General features: G+C 70.7%; 13 protein-coding genes and 1 pseudogene. 7 read left to right on the top strand and 7 right to left on the bottom strand.

What is annotated here, in order from left to right:
- Positions 1-16 precede the first annotated feature (16 nt).
- Positions 17-526 (top strand): hypothetical protein, encoded by a 510-nt coding sequence (locus ACFV0T_RS37035; protein ID WP_385789138.1) that lies wholly within the window; start codon positions 17-19, stop codon positions 524-526.
- A gap of 19 nt (positions 527-545) precedes the next feature.
- Here ACFV0T_RS37035 and clpB read toward each other — a convergent pair whose 3' ends face one another.
- Entirely contained in the window at positions 546-3,143 is a 2,598-nt protein-coding gene (gene clpB, locus ACFV0T_RS37030) for an ATP-dependent chaperone ClpB (protein WP_385789136.1), read from the bottom strand.
- Between the two features lie 178 nt (positions 3,144-3,321).
- Here clpB and ACFV0T_RS37025 point away from each other — a divergent pair, with 178 nt between their 5' ends.
- Positions 3,322-3,735: a pyridoxamine 5'-phosphate oxidase family protein gene (locus ACFV0T_RS37025; protein WP_385789134.1), complete on the top strand. Its 414-nt coding sequence runs from the start codon at positions 3,322-3,324 to the stop codon at positions 3,733-3,735.
- A gap of 227 nt (positions 3,736-3,962) precedes the next feature.
- On the opposite strand, the gene ACFV0T_RS37020 is transcribed toward ACFV0T_RS37025, so the two are convergent.
- Entirely contained in the window at positions 3,963-4,298 is a 336-nt protein-coding gene (locus ACFV0T_RS37020; protein WP_385789132.1) for a hypothetical protein, read from the bottom strand.
- Between the two features lie 319 nt (positions 4,299-4,617).
- Between ACFV0T_RS37020 and ACFV0T_RS37015 the strand changes: the two genes are divergently transcribed.
- Together ACFV0T_RS37015 and ACFV0T_RS37010 are read left to right on the top strand one after the other, a co-directional pair.
- Complete coding sequence (locus ACFV0T_RS37015) at positions 4,618-5,586, top strand: helix-turn-helix transcriptional regulator (RefSeq protein WP_385789131.1); 969 nt, start codon at positions 4,618-4,620, stop codon at positions 5,584-5,586.
- A gap of 172 nt (positions 5,587-5,758) precedes the next feature.
- Positions 5,759-5,910 (top strand): annotated as a pseudogene (locus tag ACFV0T_RS37010) (helix-turn-helix transcriptional regulator); the annotation flags it as partial.
- On the opposite strand, the gene ACFV0T_RS37005 reads toward ACFV0T_RS37010, so the two are convergent.
- The gene (locus ACFV0T_RS37005) at positions 5,873-6,910 is read right to left on the bottom strand and encodes a LuxR C-terminal-related transcriptional regulator (protein WP_385789129.1); all 1,038 of its coding nucleotides are present in this window, start codon (positions 6,908-6,910) and stop codon (positions 5,873-5,875) included. The pseudogene ACFV0T_RS37010 and the gene ACFV0T_RS37005 overlap by 38 nt on opposite strands.
- A 635-nt stretch (positions 6,911-7,545) precedes the next feature.
- Between ACFV0T_RS37005 and ACFV0T_RS37000 the strand changes: the two genes are divergently transcribed.
- Positions 7,546-8,109 carry a hypothetical protein gene (locus ACFV0T_RS37000; RefSeq protein WP_385789127.1) on the top strand — a complete coding sequence of 188 codons (564 nt, stop codon included), beginning with the start codon at positions 7,546-7,548 and terminating at the stop codon, positions 8,107-8,109.
- Positions 8,110-8,170: 61 nt separating this feature from the next.
- Here ACFV0T_RS37000 and ACFV0T_RS36995 read toward each other — a convergent pair whose 3' ends face one another.
- Complete coding sequence (locus ACFV0T_RS36995) at positions 8,171-9,268, bottom strand: sugar ABC transporter substrate-binding protein (RefSeq protein ID WP_385789125.1); 1,098 nt, start codon at positions 9,266-9,268, stop codon at positions 8,171-8,173.
- A gap of 333 nt (positions 9,269-9,601) precedes the next feature.
- On the opposite strand from ACFV0T_RS36995, the gene ACFV0T_RS36990 reads away from it, so the two are divergent.
- Both ACFV0T_RS36990 and ACFV0T_RS36985 read left to right on the top strand, forming a co-directional pair.
- Positions 9,602-11,641 carry a fibronectin type III domain-containing protein gene (locus ACFV0T_RS36990; RefSeq protein ID WP_385789123.1) on the top strand — a complete coding sequence of 680 codons (2,040 nt, stop codon included), beginning with the start codon at positions 9,602-9,604 and terminating at the stop codon, positions 11,639-11,641.
- Between the two features lie 20 nt (positions 11,642-11,661).
- Positions 11,662-13,329 carry a fibronectin type III domain-containing protein gene (locus ACFV0T_RS36985; RefSeq protein WP_385789121.1) on the top strand — a complete coding sequence of 556 codons (1,668 nt, stop codon included), beginning with the start codon at positions 11,662-11,664 and terminating at the stop codon, positions 13,327-13,329.
- Positions 13,330-13,423: 94 nt separating this feature from the next.
- Here ACFV0T_RS36985 and ACFV0T_RS36980 read toward each other — a convergent pair whose 3' ends face one another.
- The 3 genes from ACFV0T_RS36980 to grpE are packed head-to-tail and all read right to left on the bottom strand — an operon-like array spanning position 13,424 to position 15,732.
- Entirely contained in the window at positions 13,424-13,873 is a 450-nt protein-coding gene (locus ACFV0T_RS36980) for a heat shock protein transcriptional repressor HspR (protein ID WP_385789119.1), read from the bottom strand.
- Between the two features lie 5 nt (positions 13,874-13,878).
- On the bottom strand, positions 13,879-15,063 hold the full coding sequence (dnaJ, locus tag ACFV0T_RS36975) for a molecular chaperone DnaJ (protein ID WP_385789118.1): 1,185 nt from the start codon (positions 15,061-15,063) through the stop codon (positions 13,879-13,881).
- A 36-nt stretch (positions 15,064-15,099) separates the two neighbouring features.
- Positions 15,100-15,732 carry a nucleotide exchange factor GrpE gene (gene grpE, locus ACFV0T_RS36970; RefSeq protein ID WP_385789116.1) on the bottom strand — a complete coding sequence of 211 codons (633 nt, stop codon included), beginning with the start codon at positions 15,730-15,732 and terminating at the stop codon, positions 15,100-15,102.
- Positions 15,733-15,788: the final 56 nt, after the last annotated feature.

The raw sequence follows: 15,788 nt of genomic DNA, 5'->3' as shown, positions 1-15,788 counted from the left end.
TGTCACACGGACCGTCATGATCTGGTCATCGGGACGTCAGGGGGTGGCGCGGGTGCGCAAGGTGTGGTGGGGGCTGTGGTGGCTGTGCCTGGCCTTCGTGGTCGTGGTAGGCGTGGGGTTCGTCTGGGAGGCGCGCAGCCTCGCGTCGTCCAGCGACGACCCGCCCGGCACGGTCAGCGAGGTCGGCTGCGACGAGGCCATGACGTTCGCGGGCGCCTCGATGCCGGCGGGCGCGAGCGCGGCGAAGTGCACGTCGTACACCTGGGGCGGCCAGGCGTACGACGGCTCGTTCCGGATGCCGCGCTCCGCGGTGACGGAGTGGCTGGCCACGTCGTTCCCCACCGCCGAACGCCCGGCGTCCTGCGCGGCGTACGGGGAGGGGGACGTGGATGTGTGCGCCTACCTGCGCAACGACCCGGACGACGAGCGCACGACGGGCGCGTACGACGTGGACGTCAGCGTGCGCTACGAGGGCGGGCCCGCGGGAGGCACCGCCCTCGTCACGTTCGAGGCGTCCACGTACTGAGCGTCACCGCGCTCCGGCGTTACAGCGTCTTCCCCGTCGCCGGGCCCACGATCAGGCCGTCGCCGAAGGCGTCCACCCGGACCGTGTCGCCGTCCTTGACCTCGCCGGACAGGATCTCCCGGGCGAGGCGGTCGCCGATGGCGGTCTGCACCAGGCGGCGCAGCGGCCGGGCACCGTAGGCCGGGTCGTTGCCCTCGTCGGCGAGCCAGGCCAGGGCCTCATCGGTGATCTCCAGGTTCAGCCGGCGCTCGGCCAGCCGCTTGGCCAGGCGGTCGATCTGGAGGCGGGCGATCCGGCCCAGCTCCTCCTTGGACAGGGCCGAGAAGACGACCAGGTCGTCCAGCCGGTTGAGGAACTCCGGCTTGAAGGAAGCCCGGACCACCTCCAGCACCTGCTCCTTCTTCTCCGCCTCCCCGGTGAGCGGGTCGACCAGGAACTGGCTGCCGAGGTTCGAGGTGAGCACCAGGATGACGTTGCGGAAGTCGACCGTGCGGCCCTGACCGTCGGTCAGGCGGCCGTCGTCCAGCACCTGGAGCAGGAGGTCGAAGACCTCCGGGTGCGCCTTCTCCACCTCGTCGAGCAGGACGACGCTGTACGGGCGGCGGCGGACCGCCTCGGTGAGCTGGCCGCCCTCCTCGTAGCCGACGTAGCCGGGCGGGGCTCCGACCAGCCGGGCCACGCTGTGCTTCTCGCCGTACTCCGACATGTCGATACGGATCATGGCCCGCTCGTCGTCGAAGAGAAAGTCCGCGAGGGCCTTGGCCAGCTCGGTCTTGCCGACGCCGGTCGGACCGAGGAAGAGGAAGGAACCGGTGGGCCGGTCCGGGTCGGAGATGCCTGCTCGGCTGCGCCGTACCGCGTCGGAGACGGCCCGTACGGCCTCGGACTGGCCGATGAGCCGCTTGCCGAGCTCGTCCTCCATGCGCAGCAGCTTCTGCGTCTCGCCCTCCAGCAGCCGGCCCGCCGGGATCCCGGTCCAGGAGGCGACGACGTCCGCGATGTCGTCGGAGCCGACCCCCTCCTTCACCATGGTGTCCCGGGCGACCTCCTCCTCGGCCGCCGAGGCGGCCTCCAGGTCGCGCTCCAAGGTCGGGATCTCGCCGTACAGCAGCTTGGAGGCGGTGTCGAAGTCGCCGTCGCGCTGGGCGCGTTCGGCCTGGCCCCGCAGGTCGTCGAGCTTCTCCTTCAGTTCGCCGACCCGGTTCAGGGACTGCTTCTCCTTCTCCCAGCGGGCGGTGAGGCCGCGCAGCTCCTCCTCCTTGTCGGCGAGGTCGCGGCGCAGCTTCTCCAGGCGCTCCCGGCTCGCGGCGTCGGTCTCCTTGCCGATCGCCAGCTCCTCCATCTTCAGCCGGTCGACGACCCGCTGGAGCTCGTCGATCTCGACGGGGGACGAGTCGATCTCCATGCGCAGCCGGGAGGCGGCCTCGTCCACGAGGTCGATGGCCTTGTCGGGCAGGAAGCGGGAGGTGATGTACCGGTCGGACAGGGTCGCCGCCGCCACCAGCGCGCTGTCGGCGATCTGGACCTTGTGGTGGGCCTCGTAGCGTCCCTTGAGGCCGCGCAGGATGGCGATGGTGTCCTCGACGGTCGGCTCGGCGACCAGCACCTGCTGGAACCGCCGCTCCAGGGCCGGGTCCTTCTCGATCCGCTCCCGGTACTCGTCGAGGGTCGTCGCGCCCACCATGCGCAGCTCACCGCGCGCCAGCATGGGCTTGAGCATGTTGCCGGCGTCCATGGCGGAGTCCCCGCCGGCCCCGGCGCCCACGACGGTGTGCAGCTCGTCGATGAAGGTGATGATCTGCCCGTCGGAGTCCTTGATCTCGGCGAGGACCGTCTTCAGCCGCTCCTCGAACTCGCCCCGGTACTTCGCCCCGGCCACCATGGCCCCGAGGTCGAGCGCGACCAGCCGCTTGTCCTTGAGGGACTCGGGCACGTCCCCCTTCACGATGCGCTGCGCCAGCCCCTCCACGACGGCGGTCTTGCCGACGCCGGGCTCACCGATGAGGACGGGGTTGTTCTTGGTGCGGCGCGACAGCACCTGCACCACCCGCCGGATCTCCTGGTCCCGTCCGATGACGGGGTCGAGCTTGCCCTCCCGCGCGGCGGCGGTGAAGTCGGTCCCGAACTTCTCGAGTGCCTTGTACTGCCCCTCGGGATCCGCGGTGGTCACCCGGCGCCCTCCCCTCGTCTTCTGGAAGGCCGCCTGAAGCTGCTTGGCCCCGGCCCCCTGCTGGGAGAGTACGTCCCCGGCCGCGCCGCCCTTCGCGGCGATGCCCATCAGCAGGTGTTCGGTGGAGAGGTAGTCGTCGCCGAGCTCCGCGGCGCGCTGCTGGGCGTCGCCGATGACGGCGAGCAGCTCGCGGTTGGGCTGCGGGGGCGCGACGGTGGAGCCGGTCACGCTGGGCAGCCCCGCGAGCACCCGCTCGGCGCCGGTGCGCACGGCGGCCTGGTCGGCGTCGACGGCGGCCAGCAGGTCGATGATGTTCTCGTTGTCCTGCCCGGCCAGCAGCGCGAGCAGCAGGTGGGCAGGGGTGAGGTCCGCATGCCCTTCCGAAACGGCCCGGGTGCCGGCCGCGTGGATGGCGTCCCGGCTCCTGTTGGTCAGCTCGGCGTCCACGTTCGCGTTCTCCTCCTGGCGTCGGTTTTCTGCCGTGTCGTGTCGTCCAGTGCGTCTCGCAGTGGGTCTCGCGGTGCGTCCGGCGCGTCATCCATTGCTGACCCACAGAACGTACACAAAGTTGAGTCTATTCCACTCAAGGCGGTGTCCGGGAGGCGGAACGGCTAAGTTCCCGGACATGGCCGCATATCCGCAGGACCCGGGCACCCCGGACGAGTCGTACGTCGCCTTCTGGCGGGAACGGCACCTGTGCACCCTGACGACAGCACGCCCGGACGGCACCCCGCACGTCGTGCCCGTCGGGGTGACATACGACCCCGAGGCGCGTCTGGCTCGGGTGATCACGAACACGGCGAGCGCGAAGGCCGGAAACGTACGGGCCGCGGGCCCGGCGGGCGCGCCGGTCGCCGTGTGCCAGGTGGACGGCCGCCGCTGGGCGACGCTGGAGGGCCGGGCCTTCGTCCGCACCGATCCGGAACGGGTCGCGGAGGCGGAGCGGCGCTACGCCGAGCGCTACGCGCGCGTGCCCGCGCCGAACCCGGCCCGCGTGGTGATCGAGATCGAGCTGACCCGGGCGATGGGGCGGGGCTGACGCAGGCGACGAGGGAGGCCGAAGTGACCGAAGGGGTGGGGCCGTGGGGGCCGAAGGGGCGGAGACGGGTGGACGGCGGGTCGCGAGTGACGGTTTTCGGTCAGCCCGCAGCGAGCCGATACCCCGAAATATCCCGTAAAACTGCAGCGGCGTCACCGTGTTCAGGTCACGGTGACGCCGCTGCGGGGGGAAGTACCTGCGCGATCTGTTACGACGGGGGAATCGCGTCAGGCACTGCGGGGGGTGGCCGATATGGTCCTGATATCCGGGATGTCCGGCTCCGCAAGCCGGTGGTCCCGCTGGTCGAGATTCACAAAGATCATTCCGTACCGGATAGCACACCGCACGGGCTGCGGCGCCCCCCGAGGCCGCCGCAGACACCGGTACGCCCGTACGTCCTCGTCCTCGTCCCGCGTGACCACCACCGGCTCTCCGAAGACGGTCACCATCAGCGAGTCACCACTGTGGGGGATGGCGGTGACCAGGTCGATGAAGTGCCATCCGGAGCGATAGGCGGTGGCCATCTCGCGGCGGAAGGAGCGGTCGTCGGGTGGGGTGGTCATCACGATCAGTCCCAGGAAGTGTCGTCGGTGTGGTCCACCCCGACGACTACCGCAATCGAACCACTGTCCGCATGAACGTCACTCGACTTGCCGGCCAGGCCGCTCACGGCCCCGAACACCACGACGGCGGAAAGAGCAGCGGCAAGTACCGAGCGAAGCATTCTCTTACGCATAGTCGGCTTCGTCCTCACTCGATGGTCTCCTCTTCCCCCGTCGGATAAGACGATGGCTCATTCGGGCACGTCATGGCCACACAATCGATGCATCATGTTCCTGCATGTTCAGGACCCTGGGGGGTGGAGAATTGGGGACAAACGGTATGCAAGCGGCACATCCCCATGCGATAACCGAACTCTGCGACGAAGGCGGTCGCGTCTACGCCAGTGCTCTTCGCGCTGGTCGCGTGCCTCGGACGGACGTGGCGGACGTTCCCTGCCTGATGGAGTTCGGCCTCCTGCACCCGGATCCCGACGACGTCAACTGGCTGCGGCCGGTGCCGCCGACGGTCGCCCTGGCCCAGCATCTCCACCCCCTGGAGCGGGAGATCACGGAACGCAGGCGACTCTCGGTCGAACTGGCCGACGCCTTCGAGCCGTTCATGGCCGCCAGCGCCCAGAACACCGGAACCACGCACTCCATCACTGTGCTGGAAGGCCGGGACCGAATCAACGCGGCGCTCAACATCGCCACCTCCGAGTCCCACACCGAGGTGCTCGCCGTGCAGCCCGGCGGCCGCCGTCTGGAGAGCAACCTCCTGAAGGGCCTGGAACGCGACCGTCCGCTTCTTGAGCGGGGCGTCCGGCTGCGCACGCTGTACCAGCACACCGCCCGGCACAGCCCCCAGACGCTGGCCTACGTCGACCAGATCTCGACCGGCAAGGTCGAGGTCCGCACCATCGACGAACTCGTCGAGCGCCTCATCATCTGCGACGAGACGGTGGCCTTCATCCCCGTCCGGGAGGACCGGCAGGTCGCCCTGGAGCTACGCCACCCCGGCCTGGTCCGCTACCTGATCAAGGTCTTCGACTTCATGTGGACGCGTGCGGTACCCCTCCGGGTCGGCACCCCGTACGAGACCGCCCCCGACGGCATCACCGACATCCAGCACTCCATCGCCAAACTCCTCATCGAGGGGCACGTCGACGAGGCCATCGCCCGCCGTCTCGGCATGAACGTGCGCACCTGCCGCGCCCACATCGCCAAGCTGGCCCAGGCCCTCGGCAGTGGCAGCCGCGCCCAACTCGGCTTCCTCATAGCCCAGTCGGGAATCCTGGAGCGGGAGCACTGAACCAGGGGGAGAGCCGTTCGTGACCACACAAGCGCCCGCCCACGCGCCGCAGGAGCAGTGCGCCACCGGACCGGAGCCCGAGTGACGGCACCGCACCCGGCGCACGGCGTGGAGAACCTGTGCGGGGCCGGCGCGAAGCTGTACGAACAGGCCCTGCGCGAGGGCCGCGTCCCACACCGACGCCGTCATCGCCGGCCGCCTCGGCTGAACATCCGCACCGCCCGGGTCCACATCGCCGAACTCGCCGCCATCCTCGGCAGCGACAGCCGCGCGCAGCTCGGCTACCTCATAGGGCGGTCGGGGATCCTTGATCGGGAAGACTGAGGCGGGGGACCTCGGGGGTGTGCGTGGCGCCGTCCAGGCCCACCTGAGCTATCCGGACACCCAGTTGGGTGCGGCTCGCCGCGCCCAGCGTCTCCGACAGGCGCGCGATGTGGGCGCGGCAGGTGCGCACGCTGATGCCGAGGCGTTCGGCGATCACCGCGTCCTGGTGGCCCTCGGCGAGCAGGGCCGCGATGGACTGTTCGCGGTGGGAGATGCCCTCGATGCCGGTGTCGGGCAGGGGGGCGGTGAGCGGGATCGCCAGCCGCCAGAGGCGTTCGAAGACCGTGGCGAAGTAGCCGACCAGGCCCGGGTGACGCAGCTCCAGGGCCATCGTGTGGTCGGCGTTGGCGGGGATGAAGGCGACCGTGCGGTCGAAGAGGATGAGGCGGTCGATGACCTCGTCGAGGGTGCGCGCCTCGACCGTGTCGCCCATCAGTTCCAGGTAGTTGAGCAGACCCTGGCCGTGCCGGGCCACATGGTTGTACAGGTCGCGCATGCGCACCCCGCGCCCGCGCAGCGTCAGCGCCCGGTGCAGGCCCTCCGACAGTTCGGCCTCACGGCGGATGCCGCCCGGCTGCACCGTCAGCACCTCCGTCGTGCACGCCTCCGTCGCCTCGTCCATCGCCGTCTGGATACGGGAGAGGCCGTCCAGGACCCGGATCGCGCTGCCCTCGGTGCCCGAGGACGGCAGCCGGCCGCCCAGGCCCGCGTACCACTCGACGGCCGCCACCGCCGCGCCCACCCGCCGCTGGCTCACGCTGACCTCGTCGTGCACCGCGCGCAGCAGCCGCGTCATGACCTCCTGCGGTGCCGTCGGCACCAGCCAGTCCATGTCGTCGGGGTCCGGGTGCAGCAGGGCGAGTTCCAGGAGGCAGGGCACCGGATCGGCGTCACGACGCCGCACCCGACCGCGCCGTACGGCCCGGGAATACACGCGATCCCCGGCTCCGCACAGTCGGTCGGCACCGTGTGGATGCTCCTCCGTCCCGTGCCCGGCCATCGCCCATCCCACCCCCGGTTCCAGCCTCTTCCGCAGCCGCCACTATGCGCGGAGCGGACCTGCTCCGCAACACGGCTCCTCCCGCCGCGACCGTGAGAAACAGCCGGTTCGCCCTGCTATCCGCCTACCTCCGCCCGTCGCGTTGCAACAAGCTGATGGTGGTGTTCCGTACCCCGCCGGTGCATCGTGGAACCCGCTTCGCCACGGGTAACGGTTACCCATGCAGGCCCCGGCTGGACACCCTCGTCCGGCCGGGGCCGAACGCGCGCCTCCGGCACCCCTCCCCGCACGTGAGCTTCCGGAGATCCCGCAGGGTCGGCCGCGTCACGTCCCGCCTGACGTCCCCTCACGCCGGACGGCGAGCACGGCGGGAACGGCGGGAGCCGCAGGACCGCGGGGGCGATGCCGGACCGCGAGCACGGCAGTCGCGGCGGGCACGGCAGGCACAGTGGGCACAGTGGGCACGGCAGGCACAGTGGGCGCGGCAAGCGCGGACGGCACGGCAGGCACAGTGGGCGCGGCAAGCGCGGACGGCAGAGCGATGGACGGCGGGCACGGCCGGCGGGGCGGCGCGGCCGTACCGGAGTGCCGTGCTCCCCCTCCCCTTTCCGCGCGGGACGCCGGAGAATTCGGCCATGCGGACGGGGCGTGTGCCGACGGCACTGGCGATGACGGCACTGGCCGCGCTGACACCGGCCCTCGCGGGCTGCGACGCAGGCGGCGGGAGTCCGGCCGCGCCGTCGCCCTCCACGGCCTCACAACGGCCCTCCCGGGCCTACCAGGACGGGCATCTCACCTTCACCCTGCTGTCCCTGCGCTGCGACCTGACGGCCGTCGCCGGGTCGCACAGCGAAGGTCAGCCGGACGGCCGGTTCTGCGCCGTCCGGCTGCGGGTGGAGAACAGGTCCCCCGAGTTCCACACGTACGTCGTCGCACGGCAGCGCCTGGCGGGCGTCGCCGGCCGTCGCGGCCGGACCGACACCTTCGCGATGGCCGTACGACGTCAGCACGACCAGGTCGAGATCGGCGGCCACGACCTCATCGAGGTCGAGCTCTGGTACGACGTCCCGCGCGACGCGAAGGTCACCGGCGTGCGCGTCTCGGGCGACCGCGACCCGGCCGGCTTCATGAACAGCGCCCCGGTGAAGCACGCCGCCGACGGCGTGCTCATCCCGATGAAACCGCTCATGGGCTGGTGAGGACGGTCCCTCCCGGCCCCTTCCCGGCCGGCCTCTTCCCGGCCGGCTACTTCCCGGCCGGCTACTTCAGGCCGAGCGACGTGCAGGTCGCCTTGTACTTCGCGGTGCAGATGTCCGACACCTTGTAGATGCCGTCCGCGACGACGGTCTCCTCGATGTTGGTCTTCGTCAGGGCGACGACGGTCACCAGCTGCGCGGGGATCTTGCTGTCCGTCGGGCTGTCGACCTTGTCCGAGGCGAGGGCGTCGAACTGGATGTCGTGCCCCTGGACTTTGGCGACGGCCATCTCGGCGGCGGCCTCGGCCTCCTCCGGGTACGACTTGTAGACGCTCATGAACTGCTCGCCGGCGATGATGCGCTGCACCGCCGCGAGCTCCGCGTCCTGGCCGGTGATCGGCGGCAGTTCGGAGACACCCGCGGCCTCCAGGGCCTTGATGATGCCGCCGACCATGGCGTCGTTGGCGGAGTAGACACCGGCGATGTTGTTCTTGCCGATCTTGTCGATCGCCTTGGTCATGTCGGCCTGGGCGCCCTCCGGGCTCCAGTCCTTGATGTCGTAGGTCTCGGCGATGGTCACCTTGCCGTTGAGCTCGGAGAGCGCACCCTGCTTGAACTGCTTGGCGTTCGGGTCGGTGGGCGAGCCGTTGACCATGACGATCTTCTTGGAGGCGCTGCCCAGTCTCTCGGCCAGGGTGCGCCCCTGCACCTCGCCGACGAGCTCGTTGTCGAAGGAGACGTATCCGTCGATCGGTCCCTCGGCCAGCCGGTCGTAGGCGATGACCGGGATGCTCGCGTCCTTGGCCTTCTGCACCATGCCCCGGATGGCGTGCGAGTCGACGGCGTCGAGCAGGATGACGTCGACCTTGTCGTCGATCATCTTCTGCATCTGGGTCGCCTGCACGTCCGCGTCCTGAGCGGCGTTGGCGTACGTCGTCCTGCCCTGGTCGTTGGTGAGGGAGGCGACCTTCTTCTTGATGATGGGGTAGTCGAACACCTCGTAGCGCGTGTTCGTCTTCTCCGGCATCAGCACACCGACCGTGATGTCGTTGCCCTTCCTCGGGCTCGCGTCGGCGGTGCCCCCCGTCGCGTCGAGCATGCCGCAACCGGCCAGCGAGAGGGTCATGGTGGACGCGGCCACGGATATGGCGATACGACGCATTCGGGGACTCACTTCAGGTGTGTTCCGGACATGGGTGCGACATGGTGACCCAGGTGTCTGAAAAGCCAACGCGTCGGCAACCATCGCCGTCAAGCGGAACTACTTAACGAGATAGCAACATCACGCTCCGCTTAGCTCGGAGCCAGTCGTGAACACGCTGCGAATACGCCTCCAAATGCTCGTTACGGACCCTCCACCCAAGGGGAGTTCACGCGTAGGCAAAGATCCGTACAACCAACCCGCCCCCTCACGAGTCGTGATCGGGACGGACCAGAACACCGCCCCGATCCCGGCGGGCCAGAACTGCCGTCCCGATCTCGACCAGAGGACCGAATGAACCCAGCCAGACGACGCACGTCCACGGCGTCCGCCACCGCCGTCGTGCTCGCCACCGCCGGTGGCCTCCTCACCACCGCCGCGGCCCCCGTGTCCGCAGCGACAACCTGTTCCTCACCGGTGTACAAGCGGCAGTTCTACGCGAACACCGCCTTCTCGGGCACCCCGAAGCGCACCGACTGCGACAGCACGATCGACGAGAACTGGGGCGCCAAGGCCCCCGCGTCCGGCCTGCCGACGAACAACTTCGGCGTCCGCTGGACCGTCACCCGCGACTTCGGCTCCGGCGGCCCCTTCACCCTCTCGGCCGCCGCGCAGGACGGCATCCGCGTCTACGTCGACAGCTCCCGCAAGGTCGACCTCTGGAAGAACGGCTCGACGACGACGAAGAAGACCGTCAACGTCACGATCCCGGCGGGCAAGCACACCCTGCGCGTGGACTACGCCAACTGGACGGGCTCGGCCAACGTCAAGCTGACCTACACGCCCAACACCTCGGCGAGCGTCGACAAGGTCCGGCCGCGTACGCCGGCCGGTGTCACGTGGGACTACGTCCCGGAGTCGCCGACCGAGGTGGTCGCGTACCTGGTGTGGACGCGCAACCAGGAAATGGACCTCGCCGGCTACCGGATCTACCGTCAGGCCGAGGGCACGAGCACCTGGACGAAGGTCGGCACGACCACCCAGCTCGCCTTCGCCGACCGCCCGCCGTGCACGGGCCAGAGGTACTACTACCAGGTCCGCGCCTACGACAAGGCCGGCAACGAGTCGACGGGCGCGGCGGGCAAGGGGCCGGTCCCCTCCCCCGACGTCACCCCGCCCGGCACGCCGGTCCTGACCGCCACGGCCACGCAGGATGCCAACGAGCTGTCCTGGACGGCGTCGGCGGACGCGGTCGGCTACCAGGTCTACGGCAAGTTGGCCTCGGCGGCCCGCTACACCCTGCTCACCGAGACCACCGCCACCAGTTACCGGCACAGCCCGGTGCAGTACGGCAAGGAGTACGAGTACAAGGTCAGCGCGGTCGACACGGCCGGGAACACCGCCGACTCCGCGATCGCGCACGCGACGCCGACCATCACCGTGCCCTCCGGCGTGACCCTCTCCTCTCCCGACTGGGGTGTGGAGGTCACCTGGAAGGAGCCCGCGGGCGGCGACACGGCCGACTACCGGGTCTACCGTTCGGCGGCCTCCGCGGACGGCTCCCGCCAGTGGACGCTCGCCCGCTGCAACACGCCCCGGACCAGCACCGACGCGGACGGCAACACGATCCGCAGCTGCCACGACAACGACGTACGGCACGGCGAGACGTACCACTACAAGCTGCACCGCCAGAACACCGCGGGCCTGTGGTCCACCGGTTCCGCCGAGGTCACCATCACCACGTCGGGCGACGAGGTCCCGCCGCCGCCCGTCACGGGCCTGCGCGCCGAACCCCTCGAGTACGGCGTCAAGCTCGACTGGGACGACGCCACGGTGGCCGACCTGGACGAGTACTGGGTCTACCGGCTCAGCCCGTACTCGAACACCCACGAGTTCGTGGACCGGGTCGACGCCGGCACCAGCGAGTACCTCGACGGCCCCTACCGGGCGCACGGCGACAGCCGGACCTACTTCGTCGTCGCCGTCGACCGCTACGGCAACTCCCTGACGTACCAGGACGAGATCGGCGGCGAGTGGAGCCCCACCATCGCCGGGACCGACGTCACCCAGCTCGACCTCACGCCCTCGGAGATCCCGGCCGAGACCGCGCCCTGCTGGCTCTACAGCGACGCCACCTCCACGGGCGCCGGCATCCTGTCGATCGACTGCGACGCGGCCGATTCCCTCGGCGTCCACGTCTACCGCTGGGACCGCGCGGCCGGTCGGTGGGCCCGTCTGACCGACGTGCCCCTGGCCCCCACCACCACCCGTTACCTGGACCTGGACGCGCCGACCGGCACGACCAACCACTACGTGATCTCGGTCGTCGCGGCGGACGGCACGGAAGCCTTCTCGAACGTCGACTGGGCCGCGTCCCTCCCGCACCACGCATGAGAACGAGCAAGAGAACGAGCATGAGAACCAGCACCCTCACGGCCACCACGGTCGTCCTCGCCACCACCGCGGGCCTGTTCACGGCCGTCGCCGCCCCCGCGTCGGCGGCCGTCAGCTGCACCTCACCGGTGTACAAACGGCAGTTCTTCGCGAACACCACCTTCTCGGGCACGGCGAAGAAGACCGACTGTGACAGCGCGATCGACGAGAAGTGGGGCGCCAAGGCCCCCGCCTCCGGCCTGCCGACGAACAACTTCGCGGTCCGCTGGAGCGTCACCCGCGACTTCGGCTCCGGCGGCCCCTTCACCCTCTCGGTCGCCGCCCAGGACGGCATCCGCGTCTACGTCGACAGCTCCCGCAAGGTCGACCTCTGGAAGAACGGCTCGACGACGACGTCCAAGGCCGTCAACCTCACCCTGCCCAAGGGCCGCCACACCGTCCGCGTCGACTACGTGAACTGGACCGGCAACGCCAACGTCAAGTTCGCGTACACGCCCCGCGCCTCCGCGGGCGTCGACAAGGTGAAGCCGCTCGCCCCGACGGCCCCCGCCCTGACGTACACCCAGGCGACCGGCGCGGCCCGGCTCACCTGGGCGAAGAACCAGGAGATGGACCTCGCGGGGTACCGGGTCTACCGGCGTCCGGCGTCCGGTGCGGCCACCGCCTGGACCCGGCTGGCGTCCACCACGGCCACCTCGTACACCGACGCGGCTCTGCCGCCGACCGGCGAGACGTACATGTACCAGGTCCGGGCTTACGACAAGGTGGGCAACGAGTCGGCCGGTTCGGTGGACCGGACCGTCGTCACCGTGGACCGGACCGCGCCGACGCAGGTCACCGGCCTGACGGCGCTCGGCACCACGGCGGGCAACTCCCTCTTCTGGCAGGCGTCTTCGGCGAAGGACGTCCACCACTACGAGGTGTGGGGGGCGCCGGAGGGCCAACAGGACCCGGACGGCCCGGAGACGGTGTTCGGGACGTCCTACACGGATGTCCTGGCGGAGCCGGGCACGGCGTACCGGTACACCGTGCGGGCCGTCGACACCGCGATGAACGTCGGACCGGCCTCCCTGCCGGTCGCGGTCACCCTCCCCGCCGCTTCGGCCCTGCCCGCCCCGAGCGGGGTCCAGGGCACGCCGTCCGACGCGTCGACGTCCGTCGTCTGGAGCTCGGACCCCGGCGCGCAGGACGTCTCCGGCTTCCGCGTCTACCGCCGCACGTCCGCCACCGGCGGCTGGTCCCTGATCGGCGCCCCCGACGCCACGGCGTCCTCCTACGAGGACACGTCCGCGCCGCGCGGCACGGCGTACTACCTCGTCACCACCGTCGACGGCACCGGCGCGGAGTCGGTCCCCTCGGCGCAGGCGGCCGTCGACCGGCTCTCCCCGGCCACCGCGACCGGACCCGCCGCTCCGCTGCTGACGCTGGTCTCCTCGGGCGCTCCCCGCCGCTCGCCCGTCCAGGTCACGGCCGCGCCCGGCACGGGTGACAAGGACCGGGTGCTGCGGGGCTACTCCTGGGAGATCAGCGGCGCCTGCGGGTCGAGCGGCACCTCGCTGTCCACCACCGGTGCCATCAGCTGGACCTCGCCCTACAACGGTCCGTGCACGGCCACCGTCCACGCCGTGGACGTCTACGGGCGCCAGAGCGAGCAGAGCGCGACCGTCGACTTCTTCGTCGGTCGCTGACCCGCGCGGGCCACAGCACACGGGAGAGGCCCGGAGATTCGGCTGAACCTCCGGGCCTCTCCTGGATCGGCGGGGCGCCGGCCGGGGCGGCCGGTCAGTCGGACTGCTGCCGCTTCGGCCGCCACACCACCAACGCACTCGTCTGCTGGACCTCCTGGTACGGGACCAGGTCCCGTCGGTAGGAGGCGTGCACCGCGGCCTCACGCTGCCGCATCGCGGCCGCCGCGCCGTCCAGAGCCGCTTCCATCTCCGCGACCCGGGACTGGAGCGCGGCGACCTGGTTCTCCAGTTCGATGATGCGCTTGATGCCGGCCAGGTTGATGCCCTCGGTCTGCGACAACTGCTGTACGGTGCGCAGCAGTTCGATGTCACGGGCCGAGTAGCGCCGGCCCCGGCCCGCGGTGCGGTCCGGGGAGACCAGGCCCAGGCGGTCGTACTGGCGCAGCGTCTGCGGATGCAGGCCGGAGAGCTGGGCCGCCACCGAGATGACGTAGACCGGGGTCTCCTCGGTCAGTTCGTACGGGTTACGCCGGCGGCCGTCCATCACTCTCAAGCTCCCTTCGCGGCCTCGAACAGCTCCGCCCGCGGGTCCTCACCCGCGGTCGCCTCGCGATACGCCTCCAGTGCGTCACGAGCCTTCCCCGACAGGTCCTTCGGAACACTCACCTCGACGGTGACCAACAGGTCGCCGCGGGTGCCGTCCTTGCGGACCGCGCCCTTGCCGCGGGCGCGCATCGTGCGGCCGTTCGGGGTGCCCGGCGGCAGCTTCAGCGTCACCGGCGGGCCGCCGAGGGTCGGGACCCGGACCTCGCCGCCGAGCGTCGCCTCCGTGAACGTGACCGGGACGGTGACGGTGAGGTTGTCGTCCTTGCGGCCGAACACCGGGTGGGAGTCGACGTGCACCACGACGTACAGGTCGCCCGCGGGGCCGCCCCGCTCGCCGGGCGCGCCCTTGCCGCGCAGCCGGATCCGCTGCCCGTCGGTGACGCCCGCCGGGATACGGACCTGCATGGTGCGCGAGGACTTGGCGCGGCCGCTGCCCTTGCACTCCAGGCAGGGGTGCTCGGCGATCAGACCGCGGCCCTTGCAGTCCGGGCAGGGGTCCGTCAGCGAGAACCCGCCGCCGGAACCCCGCGCCACCTGGCCGGTGCCGACGCAGGTCGGGCACACCCGCGGGGTGCCGTTCTTGTCGCCGGTGCCGGAGCAGGCCTTGCACGGCTGCTGCGAGGTCATCCGCAACGGGACCGTCGCGCCCTCGATCGCCTCCGTGAAGCTCAGCGTGACCTCGGTGTCGATGTCCTGGCCGCGCCGGGGCTGGGTGCGCGTGCCGGTGCCCGCGCCACCCCGGTTGAACAGGCCTCCGAACACGTCACCGATGCCGCCGCCGAAGCCGCCGGCCCCGCCGCCGCCTCCCTGGGCGCCACCTCCGAAGAGGTCGCCCAGGTCGAAGTTGAAGTTGCCGCCGCCCGCGCCCGGCCCCGGGCGGAAGCCGCCGTTGCCGAAGAGCGCGCGGGCCTCGTCGTACTCCTTGCGCTTCTTGGGGTCACCGAGGATGTCGTTCGCCTCGGAGATCTCCTTGAAGCGCTCCTCCGCCTTGGTGTTGCCCTTGTTGGCGTCCGGGTGGAACTCGCGGGCGAGCTTGCGGTACGCCTTCTTGATCTCGGCCTCGGTGGCGTCCTTGGGGACGCCGAGAACCTTGTAGTAGTCCTTCTCGATGAAGTCCTTGGTGCTCATCCTCGACGTCCCTCCTCCCTCGTCCCGGTGCCGGCGTCAGCCCTCGTCCGGGCCACCGCTCTCCTTGTCGTCGGCCGTCTCGGCCGAGTCCTCGGCCTTGACCGCCTGTGCCCCCGGCTGGGGTTCGGCCACCGCCACCCGCGCGGGGCGGATGGTCCGCTCGCCGATCCGGTACCCGGGCTGCAGGATCGCCACGCAGGTCGTCTCGGTGACGTCCGGCGCGTAACTGTGCATCAGGGCTTCGTGGATCGTCGGGTCGAAGGGCTCGCCCTCCTTGCCGAACTGCTGAAGGCCCATCTTCGCCGCGACGGTCTCCAGCGACTCCGCGACGGACTTGAATCCGCCGACCAGTTCGCCGTGTTCCCGCGCGCGGCCGATGTCGTCGAGCGTGGGCATGAGCTCGGTCAGGAGGTTCGCGATCGCGATCTCCTTGACCGCGATCCGGTCACGCTCCACCCGACGGCGGTAGTTCTGGTATTCGGCCTGGAGCCGCTGGAGGTCCGCCGTGCGCTCGCCGAGCGCCGTACGCACCTGGTCCAGCTGGGCCACCAGAGCGGTGGTCTGGTTCGCGTCCCCGGCCGGGGCCGCCGCCCCCTCCGCAGAGGGGGCGGCGGCCGTCGGCACGGCGTCGTGAGAGGTGGCGCCCGAGGGGACCTGGGGGGGGGACAACCAACCCCCGGGGGCCACCCACAACCCCCCCCCCCCCATACCACCGCGTACCACCA

The sequence above is a fragment of the Streptomyces sp. NPDC059582 genome (assembly GCF_042735715.1).
Lineage (GTDB): Bacteria > Actinomycetota > Actinomycetes > Streptomycetales > Streptomycetaceae > Streptomyces.
The sequence above is the reverse complement of the archived record's forward strand: the minus strand, read 5'-3'. Positions and strand labels throughout refer to the sequence as shown.

What these genes read in the sequence shown, in the direction of transcription:
- ACFV0T_RS36980 (WP_385789119.1), bottom strand. Translation starts at nt 13,873, where the DNA reads ATGGACGGCCGCCGGCGTAACCCGTACGAACTGACCGAGGAGACCCCG.
- ACFV0T_RS36985 (WP_385789121.1), top strand. Translation starts at nt 11,662, where the DNA reads ATGAGAACCAGCACCCTCACGGCCACCACGGTCGTCCTCGCCACCACC.
- ACFV0T_RS37035 (WP_385789138.1), top strand. Translation starts at nt 17, where the DNA reads ATGATCTGGTCATCGGGACGTCAGGGGGTGGCGCGGGTGCGCAAGGTG.
- ACFV0T_RS37015 (WP_385789131.1), top strand. Translation starts at nt 4,618, where the DNA reads ATGCAAGCGGCACATCCCCATGCGATAACCGAACTCTGCGACGAAGGC.
- dnaJ (WP_385789118.1), bottom strand. Translation starts at nt 15,063, where the DNA reads ATGAGCACCAAGGACTTCATCGAGAAGGACTACTACAAGGTTCTCGGC.
- ACFV0T_RS37020 (WP_385789132.1), bottom strand. Translation starts at nt 4,298, where the DNA reads ATGACCACCCCACCCGACGACCGCTCCTTCCGCCGCGAGATGGCCACC.
- ACFV0T_RS37005 (WP_385789129.1), bottom strand. Translation starts at nt 6,910, where the DNA reads ATGGCCGGGCACGGGACGGAGGAGCATCCACACGGTGCCGACCGACTG.
- ACFV0T_RS37000 (WP_385789127.1), top strand. Translation starts at nt 7,546, where the DNA reads ATGCGGACGGGGCGTGTGCCGACGGCACTGGCGATGACGGCACTGGCC.
- ACFV0T_RS37025 (WP_385789134.1), top strand. Translation starts at nt 3,322, where the DNA reads ATGGCCGCATATCCGCAGGACCCGGGCACCCCGGACGAGTCGTACGTC.
- ACFV0T_RS36990 (WP_385789123.1), top strand. Translation starts at nt 9,602, where the DNA reads ATGAACCCAGCCAGACGACGCACGTCCACGGCGTCCGCCACCGCCGTC.
- ACFV0T_RS36995 (WP_385789125.1), bottom strand. Translation starts at nt 9,268, where the DNA reads ATGCGTCGTATCGCCATATCCGTGGCCGCGTCCACCATGACCCTCTCG.